The following is a 17861-nucleotide window of genomic DNA, read 5'->3' as shown; positions in this document are numbered from 1 at the left end:
CAATAAACGAGGAATTTTTAAAGAGGAGGAATACAAATGGCATTTGAAAAAATTAAAGCAATAATTATCGATCAATTAGGATTGGATGAGGACACTACTATCACGATGGAAACTTCCCTAATAGGCGATCTTGAAGCAGATTCATTGGATGCTGTAGAAGTTATAATGGCTATAGAGGATGAATTCGATATCGAGATTCCCGATGAAGATGCTGAAGATTTTAAAAACATTGGCAACATAGTAAAATACGTAGAAGAAAGAATTTAGTCTGGATATATATCCAGGCTTTTTTATATTTTCCCCTATTTGTCGGGACTTTTTAACTTTTTTCATATTTTTTTTATGATTTTCAATTTTTTCGACGGCATAATTCATCAAAATAAAAAATTATGTACACCATAATTTTTTAGTCATATTTCCTTAAGTAACTTCATATAAATTGGTTAAGGAATATTGTACACATTGGTATCCACAAGTTTTCCCCATTGTTCACAAAACTATCCACAATATTTTTAGTAAATATCTATTTTTCATTTTTTTTCCACACTATCCACATTTTTATCCACAAACCCTATGTTAATTGTGCATAAAAAAGAAAAACCTACTTTAGGTTTACATAAGCAGGTTTTTAAACAATTATTGTTCACCATTTTTTTGTTAATTAATATCACTTTACTTTAGCCCTCCATACTTATCTCCCAACTTTAAGTTTGGTATTGCATTTAGGTACATATCCGCTGTGTAACCGTTTATGTAATCATAATATGCAGCACAGCCAATCATAGCAGCATTATCTGTACATAAGGACAATGGAGGCACCCTAAGCTTAAAATTATTTTGCTCCGCTCTTTCACCAAGCAGTGCCCTAAGTCCACTATTAGCAGCTACTCCACCTGCTAAAACAATGGTATCGACTCCACATTGTTTTGCCGCCAATACGGTTTTATCAACTAAAACATCGATAACCGCTTGTTGAAAACTGGCTGCTACATCTTCCTTGACTATTTCTATTCCCTTCATCCTTGAATTGTTTAAATAATTCAAAACAGCAGATTTTAATCCACTAAAGCTAAAATCTAAGCTACCATTTTCCAAATAGGTTCTAGGAAAATCAATGGCTTTATTATTGCCTTCCTTAGAAAGCTTATCAATTATGGGTCCTCCAGGATATCCTAATCCAATTGATCTAGCAACCTTGTCAAAGGCTTCTCCAGCCGCATCATCCCTTGTTTTTCCAAGCACCTCATATACTCCATAATCCTTCATATGCACTAAATGAGTATGTCCTCCCGATACTACTAGACAAATGAATGGAGGCTCTAATTCCTTGTACTGTATAAAATTTGCATAAATATGTCCCTCAATATGATTTACTGCTACAAGGGGCTTATTTAATGAATATGCTAGAGCCTTGGCAGTGGATAACCCTACAAGTAAAGCTCCAACAAGTCCTGGCCCATAGGTCACACCTATCATATCTATATCCTCAAAGGTAACATTAGCTTCCTCAAGGGCTTCATCAACAACATAGCTAATATTTTCAACATGCTTTCTTGATGCAACCTCCGGTACTACTCCTCCAAATTTTTTATGTAAATCTATTTGAGAGGAAACAATATTTGAAAGTACTTCTCTGCCATTTCTCAATACAGCAACTGATGTTTCATCACAGCTTGATTCTAATGCTAAAGTAATTAATTCTTTTTTCATTTTCCCTTGCTCCTTTAGTTCTGTGCAAATTTTGTCTTTTATTTTTATATTATATACTACTAATCTTTATATAACCATATATTTTCTATATTATATATCGAGGAAATTGCATAACTCTTACTTGGCAGAATTACATAATACATATGGTAGATAGTTTTTGTAGAAGGTAATTATGCAATTTGCTCTATCTATAAATCATATCTATTGCTTTTCTCCTTATCCCTAAGGTTTCTTTCCTTAGTTAGCCCCAACACCTTATAATTTCCCATTGACAAACCCGCTATCAGAAATGTATTGAGTACTATCAAAAATGTGAGTTCTATCAAGTTGTTATGAAATACTAGGCTATCATTTATATACACATTTATGTGATGTAATGAGACCACAAAGAAAGATACCAGTAGATTTAAAAGCCTTGGAACCCTTTTATCTCCATTTTGAGATAAGTATATTTCCTTTATTATCTGAGTAATTAAGTTAACAGCCATGACCATTGCCGTTACAGAGGATAAATAATCTATGTTAAAAAGCCCAAGAGATCCACTATCCAATCTGCTCCCCCCCCATTAATAATGTTTTAATATATGTATATGCATAATGGTTTGTATAAAAATATTATTATTTTATTCTATGAATAAACTTTTTATATTTTGGAGAGATTTATAGGATTTTGTGGCTTGGGATTGTTAATTTGAAATAAAAAGGGGCTGTCTCAAAAAACAATGTCTTGAGTTCAGCCCCTTGGGTGTTTCAGAATCAATGAAGTTAGTAATTCTAATACACCGCCCTTATATTTTATTACTACATTATATTTTCTAACCCTTAATTAAAGCCATAACTGTATGATATACAACTAAAATTAAGACAAGACTTTAGAATTCAAACAAATCTATAAGTCACATAAATTTCCCCCAAGGCTTTAACCCTAATCTTTGAACTTAATACTTAGAACTTTTTCATCTACTATTCATATCTCAAGGCTTCAATGGGATCAAGCTTTGCAGCCTTATTTGCAGGGTATATACCAAAGAAAATACCTACTCCCGCTGAGAATACCCACGCCACTAGGATTGTCACTGGCGATACCGTAGGTGGTATTTTTATAAAGCTTGATATTAGGTAGGATAATCCCACACCTATAACCGTTCCTAATATGCCCCCAATACCTGATATAATAACGGCCTCAACTAAAAATTGAAGTAATATATCCCTATGCCTAGCCCCGATGGCCTTTCTGATCCCGATCTCTCTAGTCCTTTCAGTAACCGATACAAGCATGATGTTCATAACACCTATTCCACCAACCAATAATGAAATAGCCGCTATGGCTCCAACCACCATGGTCATTGCACCTGTTATCTTATTTATTGTTTCCATTTCACTCTCTGCACTATAGCCTCTATATTTTTCTTCCCCTATATTTCCATGACGTCTCTCTAAAAGCTTTATCATTTTATCCAGAGTTTCTTGAATTTTGACTCCCTGTTTAAGATTCATGTCTATTCCATGAACTCTATTACCTAATCCAAACATTTTTTCAACTGTGGAAATAGGAAGATAAATATTTGGAACCTGTTCTCCACCAAATCCTGCAAACACTGATTTTTTATCTCTGTAAACCCCAACTATAAGCAAAGATATATTTCTAGAACGAGTACTCACTATAATTCTTTCACCTAAAACATCGGTTCTTCCAAAGTTATCCAAGGCCATTTTTTCATCTATAACTACTACATTCCTCTTAGCCTTTGTATCACTTTTAATAATAAATCTACCCTTTATCATTTCCTTTTTTTCTATTTTATTATATTCATCGTTTACCCCATTTATATATACATTTATTTTCTTCTTCCCCGATAATACTTCTCCACTTATATTAAAATCGTTTGACATAGCATCTATTTCATCATCAAAGGTCCTTCTAAGTGCATCCATATCTTCATGTTTAAGATAATCTCGTAATGTGGGATTTTTCCTCCAACTTGTTGTTAAATAGACCCTGTTGACACCAAAGCTTTCAAACTCCTTATTCATCATAGTGTTACTGCCTTGTCCCAATGCAACTACAGCTATAACTGAAGATATACCTATGATTATTCCAAGCATTGTGAGCAGTGACCTCATTTTATTTACCCATATGGCATTGAGTGCCACTTTTATACTCTCAAAAAAGTTCACCTCATCAACTCCTTTGTTAACCGAACCCTTACACTTTATTTTCTATCTTTTCATTCTTCTTATAAGTCATGACCGTATCTTTAGAATTTAGAACTTGGAGCTTGTTTTGTATCTTCAACTATTTCACCATCTTTAAAAACAATAATTCTTTTTGTTTTTTCTGCTATATCAAGCTCATGGGTTACTATAACAATGGTGGCTCCTTCTTCATTGAGCTGTTTAAATATATCCATGATCTCATCACTAGACTTAGAATCAAGGTTTCCCGTAGGCTCATCGGCCAGAATAACGGCCGGATTGTTAACCAAGGCTCTGGCTATAGCAACCCTTTGTTTTTGACCTCCAGAAAGCTCATTAGGCTTGTGGTCTATTCTATCTCCAAGTCCTACCTTCTTTAAAGCCTCTATCGCCTTAGCATGTCTCTCCTTAGAATTGACATTGGCATAAAGCATAGGTAATTCTACATTTTTATATGCGGAGGTTCTTGACAGTAGATTAAATGACTGGAAGACAAAGCCTATCTTTATGTTCCTAATTTTTGCTAACTCTAGTTCATTCAATTCTTCGATTTTAGCATTATCAAGCTCATATTTACCATCGGTGGGTTTGTCAAGACATCCTAGTATATTCATCATTGTGGATTTTCCCGATCCCGATGGTCCCATTATAGAAACAAACTCTCCTTCACCTATTTCAAGGTTTACCCCCTTGAGAGCTTCAACTTTGATACTACCATTGCTATAGATCTTCCGTAAGTTTTGTATACTAATCATTTTAATTTCCTTTCTTGCCCGTTATTCCTTTATTGACCTTAACCTCTATACCATCCTTGATTCTTTCTGTAGGATCCGATATGACTAAGTCCTTTTCCTTGAAACCGTCACCTTTTATCTCAACTAACATATCGCCTTCTATTCCCGTTTCAACAACACATTTTTGAGCCTTGTCATCCTTAACAATATATATACACTTAGTTCCATCCTTATCTTCGTATATGGATTCATAGGGTACAACTAATGCATCCTTTGTATTTGCCGTATTTATTTCTACATTTGCTGAAAAATTTGGCTTGAATTGTGTATTTTTATCATTAATATCTATTTTTACCTTTACAGCGGTTTCACTTCCCTGTCCATTTTTCTCAATAACTGCATTTGGAGATATGTATGCTACTGTTCCCTTATACTCCTTATTTTTGGCTCCATCGCAGGTCACCTTTACTGACTGTCCTGTTTTTATTCTTCCTATATCGTATTCACTTATATTAGTTACTACCTCTAGATTTTCAGTATCCTGAATTCTAAACATTAATGTGCTTGACCCCACAACAGCTAGTTCTGAAATATTGACCTCTATTACAGTCCCATCTATAGGACTGATTATATTAGTTTTTTCTATGTCTGATTTATTCTTATCTATATCAAGCTCCATAACCCTTACTTCTTTTTCCTGTATTCTTATTTCTCCTAGGCTATCGGCATCATCATATTTTTTCTTTGCTAAAGCATAGTCATTATAGGCTGTCTGCATAGCACTTTTTGCTTCATCTAAATCCTTTTTACTTACTACTCCAGCATCGAAAAGGGATTTTTTATCTTCATAATTTTTCTTTGCATCATTGTACTCAATTTTAGTATTTTTATAACTTGTCTCCAAATTTGACCTATCTTCTTTTCGGAGCTGATTAAGCTTATCCTTAGCTACCTCTAGCTTTATTTCACTTTGCTTCAGTTCATATTGAAGCTCATCGGAATCAAGCCTAGCAAGTATATCTCCTTTTTTTACCCTCATTCCTTCTTCCACAACTATTTCCCTTACTTTACCGGATATATCCGAGGTTATTTCCCTTTCCTCCTTTGAAATAACCGTCCCACTGGTAAAGATATTAGATATTATATCTTGCTTTATAATATCCACGGTTTTGACATCTACCCCTGTTTGTTGTTTTGATTTCATTGCATTTACAGTAGCTAGGGACACAACTGCTACAACTACTAATACGGCCAAAATAATAAATATTGTCTTCTTTTTAAATTTACCCATATTTTCCCTCCTAATTTTATGACTCCCTTGCCATTTTTTACCTACATATCTCCAAATATTATAGACGATAAATATTTGTAAATCCCTTCAAATTATGTTCAAATTATAATTTTTTTCCCATTTCCTTCACCCAATTATATCTCAATTTTATATGCAATAATATTAAAAAATTCTTAAAAATCCCATTTAGGGCATAGAAATAGAGAGGCTTTTAGCCTCTCCCAGGCTGTTGACAAACCCGAATTTCTTCGTTGTTGCTTCAACCAAGAACCCTTACGTATGTCTATATACGCTGCGGCCTCTCGGTTTCAGCACGCCTCGAACTTCGAATTTCTCAACAGCCTGCCATCTTGTTGACAAGGTCAATAAGATGACAGGCTGTGACAAACGCTCAAGTTCAAGGAGCGTTGAAATTGAGGAACGAAGCTTGCTTTGATCGCAAGTGAGTCCCGGAAATTTCAACAGCAACGCAGAAATTGGGCGTTTGTCACAGCCTGAAAGAGGGTTTTAGCCTCTCCACATAATAATAGCATCCTCATTATTGTCTTGATAGTATTTAGGTCTTTTGCCGCAGGGGCTGAAACCAAGCTTTTCATAGAGCCTTCGAGCCGGTATATTGCTTTCTCGAACCTCCAAAGTCATCCTATGGATTCCTAACCCTTCGGCATATTCTATCATGGCTCTTACTAAAAAGCTTCCTAATTTCTTATTTCTAAATTCCCTTTGTATGGCTATATTTGTGATATGTGCTTCATCTATTATAAACCACATTCCACCATAGCCTATAATCCGATTATCATACTCTATTACAAGATATTTTGCAAGCTGATTATTTTTTATTTCCTTTTCAAAGGATTCTCGGGTCCAAGGAGTTGTAAAACTTATATTTTCAATATCTAGAACCGAATCAAGATCATTTAAGGTCATTTCCCTAACACTAATATTATTCATTGATTTCACTACACTTTCTCATTTTTTCTTCATATTGTCTTTCGGCTTCAGATTTTCTTAGATAAACCGGTACAATACTTAGGTGACTTTCGGGCTTTAAATCCCCCTTATTTATTTTATCAAAAGCAAGCTGGGCAATAGATGAGGACTTCTGCATGTTTACATATGAAGGTGCAAATAATGCCTTTTCCCCTAACCCCGTAATAATGTCCTCTTTATATCTACCTAATCCATCTCCAAGAAAAATAACTTTTTCTTCTCTTTCCCTAAGCTTATCCATAAGCTCATCTATACTTAATGGAGCCTCTTTAACTATATCTATCAGATTATAGTTCACCCATTTATAGACGCCTGTATAGACTTGATTCCTTCTGGCATCCATTATTGGACAAATTAGGTCATTACCATATTTAATATTATATGCAAGCCCTTCTAGACTTGAAACTCCTACCACAGGTATGTTCCAGCCATGTGCCAACCCCTTCACCGTTGCAATCCCTATTCTCACTCCTGTAAAGGACCCCGGCCCCCTTGATACGGCTATAAGCTCTATATCCTTCATAGATAATTCAAGGCTCGATAATAGCTGGTCTATAATAGGCATTAGCTTCTGTGAATGGGTCAGCCCACTATTTATGGTATATTCACCGAATAATTTTTCTTCATTCATTACAGCCACACTAGCTACAAGGGAAGAAGTATCTATTGCTAATATTTTCATTATGAAATCAACTCCTCAATTATACTTTCAAAATGCTTTGATGTCCCTTTGATATAAAACTCTCTGCTATTTATTTCTTCACCTAGCTTTATTTCCATCCAAAGATGCTCCTTTGGAATCAATTCTTTTATTTGAGATGCCCATTCCACTATACAAACTCCATTGCCATAAAAATACTCTTCATATCCTATATCATACATCTCATCTATATCCATTATCCTATATACATCAAAATGGTAAACTGGAAGCCTTCCATCGTATTCGTTTATTATTGTAAAGGTAGGACTTGTCACATCTTCCTCTACTTCTAAACCTCTAGCCATGGATTTAGTAAGGGTAGTTTTCCCTGCTCCTAAATCACCGGTAAGACATACTACATCACCTTTTTTAAGAAGCCTGCCTAATTTATATCCTATTTCCTTTGTTTCATCTTCCTTTGTACAAATAATTTTTTTCAAGCTTTCACCTCTATTCAAACCGTACTGTGTCAATACATATTATCTCCATAATACAATAGATTATAAAAGTAGACAAGAGGAGGTTTTTAAAAGGTGACATGGGGACAGCCCCCAAACACACTGAATTTTCTAGCGTGTTTAGGTACTGTCCCCATGCACTTTCCCTCCATAAGTCTGTAATATGCAACTAGAAGTTCATCTAGTTCCTGACTAACTCTAACGACTTTGTTATCCGTAGGTTTATCGGTCATGCTTAAATATTCTTCGAGCCTTCTTCTAAGTAGATTAATCTTTTCTACCAACTTCATCTCTTTATCAAGCTTCGACATATAATCCCACCTCCAAACACTTCAATTAGATGTATATATTTCAGTACTTATAATATTTATACCAAAAAAAATTTACATCTAATCAATTAGTTGGAAGTCCGGACCCCTTTTCTACTTTTTGTATACAACTTCTCCATTGATAATTGTATATAGAACCTCTGCTTTTATTTCAAATGGATGATGACTCCAAATAACTATGTCCGCATCCTTCCCTTCCTTAAGACTTCCTATTTTATCATCAACCTCTAATATTTCAGCTGGATTTATAGTAATAGCCTTTAGGGCTTCTTCTTCATCCATACCTGCTTTAACAGCTAATGCGGCACATAGCCCTAGGTGATGAAGGGGTATTACTGGATGATCAGTCATTATAGCTACCTTTACCCCTGCTTTACTTAAAACCCCAGGTGTTTCAAATGTAAGATTTTTAAGTTCAAACTTGGATCTATCTCCAAAGCTTGGTCCAACTATGGCAGGTAGATTTTCATTTTTTATATGATGTGCTATTAAATGTCCTTCTGTACAATGCTCTAGAGTCAGCTTTACTCCAAACTCCTTAGCTATTCTTATAGATGTTAAAATATCATCTGCTCTATGGGCATGGGCCTTTAAAGGAATTTCTCCATTTAAAACTCCTATCATCGCTTCCATCTTCACATCTAAAGCTGGCTTCTTTGATTTATCATCTCCAGCAGCTTCTAGCTTTTCCTTGTACTCATTGGCCTTCATAAGGGTTTCCCTTAGTATAGCAGCCGTCGCCATTCTAGTCATAGGTGCTTTATTCTTTTCATTATATACTCTCTTAGGATTTTCTCCAAAGGCACATTTCATAGCCAAAGGCTCTTTAACTATCATATCATCTATTCTATCACCATAGGTTTTTATGGCAGCAAATTGACCCCCTATAACATTGGCACTCCCGGGACCAGTTGCTGCACATGTTACACCACCCTGCCTTGATTCTTCAAAGGTTCTATCCAGTGGATTTATTGCATCAATTGCTCTAAGATGAGGTGTAACTGGATCCGTCATTTCATTTCCATCTGCTCCTTCAAAGCCTATGGAATCCTCCCACATACCTAGATGACAATGGGCATCAACAAAACCAGGTGTCACTATACTTCCCTGGGCATCAATAACCTGTGCATCAAGGGGTGCAACGATATTTTCCCCTATTTCTTTGATTTTACCATTCTCAACTAATATGCTTGCTTGCTCAAAAACCTTTCCTTCCATAGTAAAAACTTTTCCGTTTTTAATTAGTAACATTAAATCTCCCCCTTTAATTATATTAATTTTTGATATATGTTGTATGTAGAAAAAAATAAAACAATAATATCCTAATTTGGCATTTATATAATATCCTCATTACTATTATATAATTTTTTTTATATATTTAAAGAAAAAAATATTTAGGACTCCTCATCAAAGGAGTCCCTATATAAACTCTTATATTTATTATTTTCAAAAACTGCCTAGAATTCTACACCATCAACATATTTTAACTCTTATATATGTTCCTACAATTAGTTTCCTTAACCAAAAATATAAATATGAACCCTATAATAACCCCTATAAAGGAATACATGAAGGCTTTATGATATAGCTCTACGGCAGGCAGGCTTCCTCCAAATCGATCAAATACCCTTCCAAGAATTGGGGGCAAAATAGCGGCTCCAAAAAATCCACCTATATTCACTACGGAGGTTGAAATCCCTGCTATTTCAGGAGGATTTACCTCCTTTGCACATGCCCATCCCAGCACAAAGACTGAACATGTAAAGCCCAATATAAATAGAAGAGGCATTAAAATCTCAATCGGCGGCTTTCCTCCATTTAAGAATACTAAAATTGTCCAGCAGGTCACATATACAGCTCCGAACACCAGCATTGGAAGCTTCCTTTTTTTAATTCCATCGGAGAATTTTCCAATAACTATACTGCCTATTGCCAAGCCTATTACCGAGGACATTGTATAACTTGCGGCCTTAACCTTTGGAATATTATAGACCGCTATTAAATAAGCTTCTCCCCAGGACCCTGATAAAGTAACAAAAGCTCCAAAAAAACCTGCAAACACCACAAAACTAGGCCAAGTTTTTGGATTAGAAACTACCTTCATTAATCCTTTTATGAGATCAGGTTTCTTTTCAGTAGACTTTTTTACTTCTTTACCTTCTATTTCAGCTATTGAAGGTAGTCCCATATCCTGGGGAGTATTTCTAGCAAATATATAACATAGAATTGCAATAACTATTGATATCGCCCCAATAACTACAAATGATACTCTCCAAGTCAAGTAACCAACCATTATCACCAGTGGAGTTTTTGCAAGCACCCCACCTAAATTACCAACAAAGGATGTTATCCCTGACATAGTGGCAAATTCACTTTCCTTAAACCATTCAGATTGAATTTTCAAAATAGATATAAATACAACCGATACGCCTAGGCCTACTAGCAATCTCCCTAAAAAAGCCACAAAAATAGTTGGTGCATATCCAAATATTATTGAGCCCCCACCAGCTACCAATGTTCCAACAGTAACGGTTTTACGAGCCCCTAAAGAATCGGCAAGCATTCCTGAAGGAATTTGCATAAGCATATAAACATAAAAATATGTAGAGCCAAGGTTCCCAAAGGTAGTACCTGTGATATTAAATGTATTTATTAATTCATCCTTAACTACTCCAACAGCAAGCCTATGAAAAAATACTATAATATAAGCTGATGCAAGAACTCCCCATACAACCCAACGATAGCTCATAAGCCTTTTAACCCTTCCATTATCTAATTGGGACATTAAAACTCTCCTCTCAAATTAAAAGTTTAGGCACATCGAGACCCTTAACTTTTGGTCAAATTTTTCCCTACAGAAATGACCTATAATAAGATTTTATAATATTTAAACGAGAATTTCTATAATTTTTTAGGAACGATTCAAATGTTTTAAGTTGAAGGCTTGGCTCAAGTATTTTATACTAAAACTTAGCTGCTGATATCAGGGTATCATATCTTAAATTACTATAAAGCAAATTGCATAATTACTTATTTACAAAAACTATCTACTATATATAGTTTTAAAATCTCCAAACCTATAGCATATATATTATGCAATTCTGCCAAGTCAGAGTTATGCAATTTCCTCTATAGATTAAACCTGCTTTATGCTTAAAGATATTTTTGCTCTTTCTATGTCTAAGCCAATAATTTTAACCTTTACCTCATCGCCAACGGAAATTACATCCATTGGATTTTTTACGAACCTGTTGCTAAGCTCTGAAATATGAACTAGGCCATCTTGTTTAACTCCTATATCAACAAATGCTCCAAAGTCAACTACATTTCTTACTGTACCAGTCATAATCATATCCAACTTTAAATCTTCCATCTTTAAAACATCACTTCTAAAAATAGGCTTTGGCATTTCTTCCCTTGGGTCTCTCCCGGGTTTTTTTATTTCTTCTATTATATCCTTGAGCGTTGGCAGCCCGACCTCTAATTCTTCAGCTAATTTTATGATCTTTTCTTCAATATCCTTTGACCTATCCTTTTTAGGATTGTCATCTTCAAATTTAAAATTAGCTAATGCCTTTAAAGATTTTATGCTTTTTACATTGCCCTTGTTTTCATTAGAGGGCTTGTCTTCTTCTACTTTATATTCCAATATTTTATCTTCAATATTTCTGAGTTTACCTTCTTCGATATCTTCCTTTGTATAGCCTAATTTTTCTATGCATTTCATGGTGATATCATAGGATTCTGGATGTACAGCGGTATTGTCTAACCCATTGTCACCATCAGAAATTCTAAGGAAGCCTGCACATTGTTCATATGCCTTATCTCCTAGCCTTTTAACCTTTTTAAGCTGCTTTCTATTAGAGAATTTACCATTTTCCTCTCTAAAGGCAACTATATTTTTTGCTATTGATGAGGATATCCCTGATACATAATTAAGTAATGATGGAGAAGCCGTATTTAAATCAACTCCTACGCTATTCACACAGTCCTCAACTACATTTTTTAAGGTTTCCCCTAATTTGCTTTGATTTAAATCATGTTGATATTGTCCTACCCCTATACTTTTTGGATCAATTTTTACTAGCTCTGCAAGTGGATCTTGAAGTCTCCTCCCTATGGAGATAGCTCCTCTAATGGATACATCTATATCTGGATATTCTTCTGTAGCTAGTTTAGATGCAGAATATACCGATGCTCCTGCCTCGCTGACTATTGTATAATATACCTCTTTATGGATTTCATTTAATATTTCTGCCACTAGTAATTCCGTTTCCCTTGAAGCCGTACCATTTCCGATAGGAATAATATCTATATCATATTTCTCTATAAGCTCTTTAATAGTCTTTTTTGATTCTTCTACCTTGTTCTGAGGTGGGTTTGGATAGATAGTAGTATACTCCAGCAGCTTACCGGTTCCATCTAATATAACGATTTTACATCCAGTTCTATAACTGGGGTCAATAGCCAATACCCTTACATCCTTAACAGGGGGTATTAACAATAGGGGCTTTGTATTTTTACCAAATACCTTTATTGCTTCCTCCTCGGCCCTTTCTGTTAACCCATTTCTTATCTCCCTTTCAATAGACGGAGCTATAAGTCTTTTATATGAATCCTCTATGGATTCAGTTAAAGCTTCTGTAGTAATAGCTTTAGTATTATGTATGATTTTATTCTTTAAATAATTTAATATTTCTTCATCTGGACTTACCAATTTGATCTTTAATTTCTTTTCCTTTTCTCCTCTGTTTATTGCCAATATCCTGTGGTTTGCAATGCTTTTAACCCCTTCATTGAAGTTATAGTACATCTCATAGACCGTTTCCTCCTTCTCATCAACAGCCTTAGAGCTAATTGTACCTTCTCTTGAGTTTAAGTTTCTTATTTTTTCTCTGTATTCCGCATTGTCAGATATGATTTCAGCGATTATATCCTTAGCACCGTTTACAGCATCATCGATGGTATTTACTTCTAATTCCTCGTTGATAAAGGGCTTTGCTAACTCCTCTATCGTTCCCTCTACCACTTGTTGGTTTAGTATCAATTCAGCCAATGGCTCAAGGCCCTTTTCCTTGGCTTTGGTGGCCCTTGTCCTTCTTTTTTGTTTAAATGGTCTATATAGGTCTTCTACCCTTTGAAGCACCTCGGCTTTAAGTATGTCTTTTTTAAGGTCCTCCGTCAATTTTCCCTGCTCATCAATTAATCGAATCACTTCTTCTTTTCTTGCTTCCAAGTTTCTTAGATAAGTGAGCCTTTCATTTAGGTCCCTTAAAACCTCATCGCTTAAGCCACCTGTCATTTCCTTCCTATACCTTGCAATAAATGGTATGGTATTTCCCTCGTCGATAAGCTTTATTGTACTAACTAATTGTGACTGCTTTAGATTAAGCTCCGAACTAAGTTTCCTTACTATTAAATCCATTATATTCGCTCCCTTCTTTCTGGTTTATTTATAGAGATTTTCAAGTAAATCTTAATTTATACATGTACAAATACTCAGTGTTTCCAGGAGTTTTGGACATGTATAAGTTAAGTTATACTATGAGAACCCTATATATCATAATAAAAAACAGAGGTTATCCCCCCTGTCTATTATTTATGCATTTCTTTGCTTTAGGTACTCATCAATAAATGCATCTATTTCTCCGTCCATTACAGCCCCTACATTTCCTACCTCAGCATTGGTCCTGTGATCCTTTACTAAGTTGTAGGGATGAAATACATAGGATCGTATCTGACTTCCCCAGGCAATCTGACTATAGTCTCCCTTGAGGTCCTCTATTTTTTCCTTTTGTTCCATTTCCTTTAGTTCTATCAGCTTTGCCATCAGCATTTTCATGGCTGTGTTTCTGTTGCTGTGCTGAGATCTTTCATTCTGACACTGTACTACTATTCCAGTGGGAATATGCACTATACGGACTGCCGATTCCGTTTTATTTACGTGCTGCCCTCCAGCTCCCGATGCCCTATAGGTATCTATTTTCAGATCAGCAGGATTTATATCTATATCTATATTATCGTCTAAATCAGGCATTATATCCACGGATGCAAAGGATGTATGCCTCTTGCCCGATGGATCAAAGGGAGATATCCTAACTATTCTATGGACTCCCTTTTCCGACTTTAGATATCCATAGGCATTTTCACCCTCTAGAAGAAGAGTAACACTTTTAATACCCGCTTCCGTATCTGGGAGTATATCAAGGGTCTTTACATTATATCCCTTTTTCTCTCCCCATCTTGTATACATTCTAAGCAGCATTTCAGCCCAATCTTGGGCATCTAATCCCCCTGCCCCAGAATGTATAGATAAAATGGCACTATTCTTATCAAGTTCTCCACATAAAAGTGTTTCCATCTTCGATTTGTCTATTGATTCAGTAAGCTCCTTTATTCCCTTAGCAACTTCCTTTTCCACTGATTCGTCCTTTTCTTCGATCCCCATTTCACCTAGAAGCTTTAATTCATCCCAATCCGAATATAGCCTTTGAAAATTTACAACCTTATCCTTTAGTCTCTTAGATGTTTGAAGGATTTTTTGAGCCCCATCCTGATCATCCCAGAATCCAGGCTCCATCATTTTTTGCTCTAGCTCCTCAATAACTTCCTTTAGGCTATCTATGTCAAAGAGAAACCCTCAATTCGTTTAAAGATTCTTCAAGCTTATTAAGCTCTAATAAACTTTGTTCTAAAAGTAGCATTGTATCACGTCCTTAACCGAAATATGTTGTGATGTTGCATGTTTTATCTTCCACAACATTTTTTATATTTTTTCCCACTACCACATGGGCAGGGGTCATTTCTTCCTACTTTTTTTTCTTTCCTAACCACTGTTTTAGGCCTTCCACCGGCCACACCATCTCCACCGGAAGTATTCGTTATCTTGGCTACCTGTTCACGTTTAGCCTCTGTATCTACGGTCACATTGAATATATATTTTACAGTATCCTCTTGAATACTATTTGTCATTTGGTTAAACATATCAAATCCTTCCATTTGATATGCCCTAACAGGGTCTTCATTTCCAATAGCTCTAAGTCCTATACCTTGTTTTAGCTGATCCATGGCATCTATATGATCAATCCACTTAGTATCAACTACCTTAAGTACAAGAACTCTTTCTATTTCCCTCATTCTTTCTTCTGTAACTTCTTTTTCCTTCTTATCGTATAAATCCTCTGCTATGTTTAATATTTTTTCCTTAAGTCCTTCCTTTGTCAATGCCTCAATATTTTCAAACTCAAGACTTCCCTTTGGAAGGAACATAGTATGAAGATAATCTTCTAGACCTTGTAAGTCCCATTGTTCAGGATAACTGGCTTCTGCTGTATGGACCTCTATAGAATCTTCAACTAGCTTCTCAAGCATTCCCCAGATATGGTCCCTAAGGTTCTCACCTTCAAGAACTCTCTTTCTTTCATTGTAGATAATCGATCTTTGTTTGTTCATTACATCATCATACTGTAGTACATGCTTTCTTATACTAAAGTTTCTACCCTCAACTCTTTTTTGGGCAGTTTCAATGGATTTAGATAAAAGCTTTGCCTCTATAGGTTCATCGTCTTCCATTCCTAGTTTATCAACTATTCCTTGGATTTTCTCGCTACCAAATAGTCTCATCAAATCATCCTCAAGGGATATATAGAATTGAGATGAACCTGGATCCCCTTGACGACCTGAACGCCCTCTAAGCTGATTATCTATCCTTCTGGATTCGTGTCTTTCTGTACCTAATATATGAAGTCCCCCGGCTGCTTTTACCTTTTCCGCTTCCTTATCAGTAATCTTTTTGATGTCCTCATGAAGCTGCTTATAAAGTTTTCTCGCTTCTATGACCTGTTCATCATCACTAGGAGTAAGGCTGGTAACCATAGAGATAACATAATCATCGTAGCCCTTTTTCTTAAGCTGATCCTTAGCAGTATACTCAGCATTACCACCTAATACTATGTCAGTACCTCTACCAGCCATATTTGTAGCTATAGTTACGGCTTCGAATCTTCCAGCTTGAGCAACGATCTCCGCTTCTCTTTCATGCTGCTTAGCATTTAATATCTCATGCTTAATTCCTCTCCTTTTAAGAAGGGTACTTAGAAGCTCAGAGGTTTCTATGGAAATAGTACCAACTAGTATTGGCTGTCCCGTCCTATGTCTTTCTTCTATTTCTCTAATAACCGACTTAAACTTACCCTCCAGTGATTTATATACTGAGTCAGGTAAATCCTGTCTTGCAATTGGTTTATTGGTAGGTATAACTACAACATCCATGCCATAAATATGCTTTAATTCATCTTCTTCCGTTTTTGCTGTACCAGTCATACCCGATATCTTGTTGTACATTCTAAAGTAATTTTGAAGTGTAATAGTAGCGAGGGTCTGGGATTCCCTTCTAACCTCAAGTCCTTCCTTTGCTTCTATAGCTTGGTGAAGTCCATCAGAATATCTTCTTCCAAACATAAGCCTTCCCGTAAATTCATCAACTATAACTATTTCTCCATCCTTTACAACATAATTTATATCCTTCTTCATAAGGGTATGGGCCTTTAGTGCTTGGTTGATGTGGTGAGAGGTTTGCATATTTTGGGGGTCTGCAAGGTTTTCAAGACCAAAGAATTTTTCTGCCTTAGGAATACCCCCCTCATCGGTTAAAACTACTGAGCTTGCCTTTTCATCTATGGTATAATCTACTTCCTTCTTTAGGGTTCTAATGAATGAATCGGCAGTAGAATATAGATGGGTTGATTTATTCCCAGCTCCCGAAATAATAAGAGGTGTTCTCGCTTCATCGATTAGTATACTGTCAACCTCATCGACTATAGCAAAATTCAGTTCCCTTTGTACTCTTTCTTCTTTATAGATAACCATATTATCCCTTAGGTAATCAAATCCAAACTCATTGTTTGTACCATAGGTAATATCAGCATTATAGGCTTTTCTTCTTTCCTCGGTTGTAAGTCCGTGAACTATACATTCAACGGAAAGCCCTAGGAACTTATAGATTTTAGCCATCCATTCCATATCACGACTTGCTAGATAGTCATTTACTGTTACAACATGAACCCCCTTGCCAGCAAGGGCATTCAGATAAACTGGCAATGTAGCTGCTAATGTTTTACCTTCACCTGTTTTCATCTCAGAAATACGTCCTTGATGAAGAACTATTCCTCCAAGCAATTGTACTCTATAATGTCTCATTCCAAGGGTTCTAACTGCTGTCTCCCTTACAACTGCAAAGGCTTCAGGTAAAATATCATCAAGTGACGCTCCATTTTTTAGTTTATCTTTAAACTCATTGGTTTTATTTTTAAGCTCTATATCCGATAAAGCTTGAATATTTGGTTCTAAAGCTTCAATTTTATCCACTGTTTTCATAAGCCTTTTTACTTCTTTATCATTGAAGCTTCCAAATATCTTCTCAAGTAAGCTCATTACACTCATCCCTTCGCTTTT

At 35.7% G+C, this 17861-nt stretch carries 15 protein-coding genes; 1 reads left to right on the top strand and 14 read right to left on the bottom strand.

The genetic code is table 11. From position 1 onward, the window contains the following. Positions 1–36: 36 nt before the first annotated feature. Positions 37–267, top strand: a complete 231-nt coding sequence (acpP, locus tag N4A68_18775) for an acyl carrier protein (protein MCT4566344.1) — start codon at positions 37–39, stop codon at positions 265–267. Between the two features lie 405 nt (positions 268–672). Here acpP and tsaD read toward each other — a convergent pair whose 3' ends face one another. The 14 genes from tsaD to secA all read right to left on the bottom strand — a co-directional run bounded on the left by tsaD (position 673) and on the right by secA (position 17849). Beyond that, positions 673–1710, bottom strand: coding sequence for a tRNA (adenosine(37)-N6)-threonylcarbamoyltransferase complex transferase subunit TsaD (gene tsaD, locus N4A68_18770; protein MCT4566343.1), 1038 nt, complete (start codon positions 1708–1710; stop codon positions 673–675). 188 nt (positions 1711–1898) lie between these two features. Continuing rightward, positions 1899–2261: a hypothetical protein gene (locus N4A68_18765; GenBank protein MCT4566342.1), complete on the bottom strand. Its 363-nt coding sequence runs from the start codon at positions 2259–2261 to the stop codon at positions 1899–1901. Between the two features lie 412 nt (positions 2262–2673). Continuing rightward, positions 2674–3888, bottom strand: a complete 1215-nt coding sequence (locus N4A68_18760) for an ABC transporter permease (protein MCT4566341.1) — start codon at positions 3886–3888, stop codon at positions 2674–2676. A gap of 80 nt (positions 3889–3968) precedes the next feature. Beyond that, positions 3969–4661, bottom strand: coding sequence for an ABC transporter ATP-binding protein (locus N4A68_18755; protein MCT4566340.1), 693 nt, complete (start codon positions 4659–4661; stop codon positions 3969–3971). A 1-nt stretch (position 4662) separates the two neighbouring features. Beyond that, positions 4663–5931 carry an efflux RND transporter periplasmic adaptor subunit gene (locus N4A68_18750; GenBank protein ID MCT4566339.1) on the bottom strand — a complete coding sequence of 423 codons (1269 nt, stop codon included), beginning with the start codon at positions 5929–5931 and terminating at the stop codon, positions 4663–4665. Positions 5932–6438: 507 nt separating this feature from the next. Next, positions 6439–6882, bottom strand: a complete 444-nt coding sequence (rimI, locus tag N4A68_18745) for a ribosomal protein S18-alanine N-acetyltransferase (protein MCT4566338.1) — start codon at positions 6880–6882, stop codon at positions 6439–6441. Further along, the gene (gene tsaB, locus N4A68_18740; protein MCT4566337.1) at positions 6875–7603 is read right to left on the bottom strand and encodes a tRNA (adenosine(37)-N6)-threonylcarbamoyltransferase complex dimerization subunit type 1 TsaB; all 729 of its coding nucleotides are present in this window, start codon (positions 7601–7603) and stop codon (positions 6875–6877) included. The genes rimI and tsaB overlap by 8 nt, the downstream gene beginning before the upstream one ends. Continuing rightward, positions 7603–8061 (bottom strand): tRNA (adenosine(37)-N6)-threonylcarbamoyltransferase complex ATPase subunit type 1 TsaE, encoded by a 459-nt coding sequence (gene tsaE, locus N4A68_18735; GenBank protein ID MCT4566336.1) that lies wholly within the window; start codon positions 8059–8061, stop codon positions 7603–7605. Before tsaE ends, tsaB begins: the two co-directional genes overlap by 1 nt. Before the next feature lie 86 nt (positions 8062–8147). After that, entirely contained in the window at positions 8148–8390 is a 243-nt protein-coding gene (locus tag N4A68_18730) for an aspartyl-phosphate phosphatase Spo0E family protein (protein ID MCT4566335.1), read from the bottom strand. A 111-nt stretch (positions 8391–8501) separates the two neighbouring features. After that, a complete protein-coding gene (locus N4A68_18725; protein ID MCT4566334.1) occupies positions 8502–9659 on the bottom strand; it encodes an amidohydrolase in 1158 nt (385 codons plus the stop codon). Between the two features lie 232 nt (positions 9660–9891). Continuing rightward, positions 9892–11193, bottom strand: a complete 1302-nt coding sequence (locus tag N4A68_18720) for an MFS transporter (protein ID MCT4566333.1) — start codon at positions 11191–11193, stop codon at positions 9892–9894. Between the two features lie 351 nt (positions 11194–11544). Next, positions 11545–13833, bottom strand: coding sequence for an RNA-binding transcriptional accessory protein (locus tag N4A68_18715; GenBank protein MCT4566332.1), 2289 nt, complete (start codon positions 13831–13833; stop codon positions 11545–11547). Positions 13834–14007: 174 nt separating this feature from the next. Beyond that, positions 14008–15112, bottom strand: a protein-coding gene (prfB, locus tag N4A68_18710; GenBank protein ID MCT4566331.1) for a peptide chain release factor 2 whose coding sequence is annotated in 2 segments (ribosomal slippage) — positions 14008–15036 and positions 15038–15112 — 1104 coding nt in all. Because the reading frame shifts where the segments join, the coding sequence is not laid out codon by codon here. Positions 15113–15155: 43 nt separating this feature from the next. Continuing rightward, positions 15156–17849: a preprotein translocase subunit SecA gene (gene secA, locus N4A68_18705; protein ID MCT4566330.1), complete on the bottom strand. Its 2694-nt coding sequence runs from the start codon at positions 17847–17849 to the stop codon at positions 15156–15158. Positions 17850–17861: the final 12 nt, after the last annotated feature.

Origin of the sequence: Maledivibacter sp., assembly GCA_025210375.1 — a bacterium.
Lineage (GTDB): Bacteria > Bacillota > Clostridia > Peptostreptococcales > Caminicellaceae > JAOASB01.
Note: the sequence above shows the minus strand (reverse complement) of the source record. Positions and strands in the feature narration are given on the sequence as shown.

Excerpts from the sequence above, each read along its gene's own strand:
- N4A68_18715 (MCT4566332.1), bottom strand. The coding sequence starts at position 13,833 with ATGGATTTAATAGTAAGGAAACTTAGTTCGGAGCTTAATCTAAAGCAG.
- acpP (MCT4566344.1), top strand. The coding sequence starts at position 37 with ATGGCATTTGAAAAAATTAAAGCAATAATTATCGATCAATTAGGATTG.
- secA (MCT4566330.1), bottom strand. The coding sequence starts at position 17,849 with ATGAGTGTAATGAGCTTACTTGAGAAGATATTTGGAAGCTTCAATGAT.
- N4A68_18720 (MCT4566333.1), bottom strand. The coding sequence starts at position 11,193 with ATGTCCCAATTAGATAATGGAAGGGTTAAAAGGCTTATGAGCTATCGT.
- tsaD (MCT4566343.1), bottom strand. The coding sequence starts at position 1,710 with ATGAAAAAAGAATTAATTACTTTAGCATTAGAATCAAGCTGTGATGAA.
- N4A68_18725 (MCT4566334.1), bottom strand. The coding sequence starts at position 9,659 with ATGTTACTAATTAAAAACGGAAAAGTTTTTACTATGGAAGGAAAGGTT.
- N4A68_18730 (MCT4566335.1), bottom strand. The coding sequence starts at position 8,390 with ATGTCGAAGCTTGATAAAGAGATGAAGTTGGTAGAAAAGATTAATCTA.
- N4A68_18755 (MCT4566340.1), bottom strand. The coding sequence starts at position 4,661 with ATGATTAGTATACAAAACTTACGGAAGATCTATAGCAATGGTAGTATC.
- rimI (MCT4566338.1), bottom strand. The coding sequence starts at position 6,882 with ATGAATAATATTAGTGTTAGGGAAATGACCTTAAATGATCTTGATTCG.
- N4A68_18750 (MCT4566339.1), bottom strand. The coding sequence starts at position 5,931 with ATGGGTAAATTTAAAAAGAAGACAATATTTATTATTTTGGCCGTATTA.
- tsaB (MCT4566337.1), bottom strand. The coding sequence starts at position 7,603 with ATGAAAATATTAGCAATAGATACTTCTTCCCTTGTAGCTAGTGTGGCT.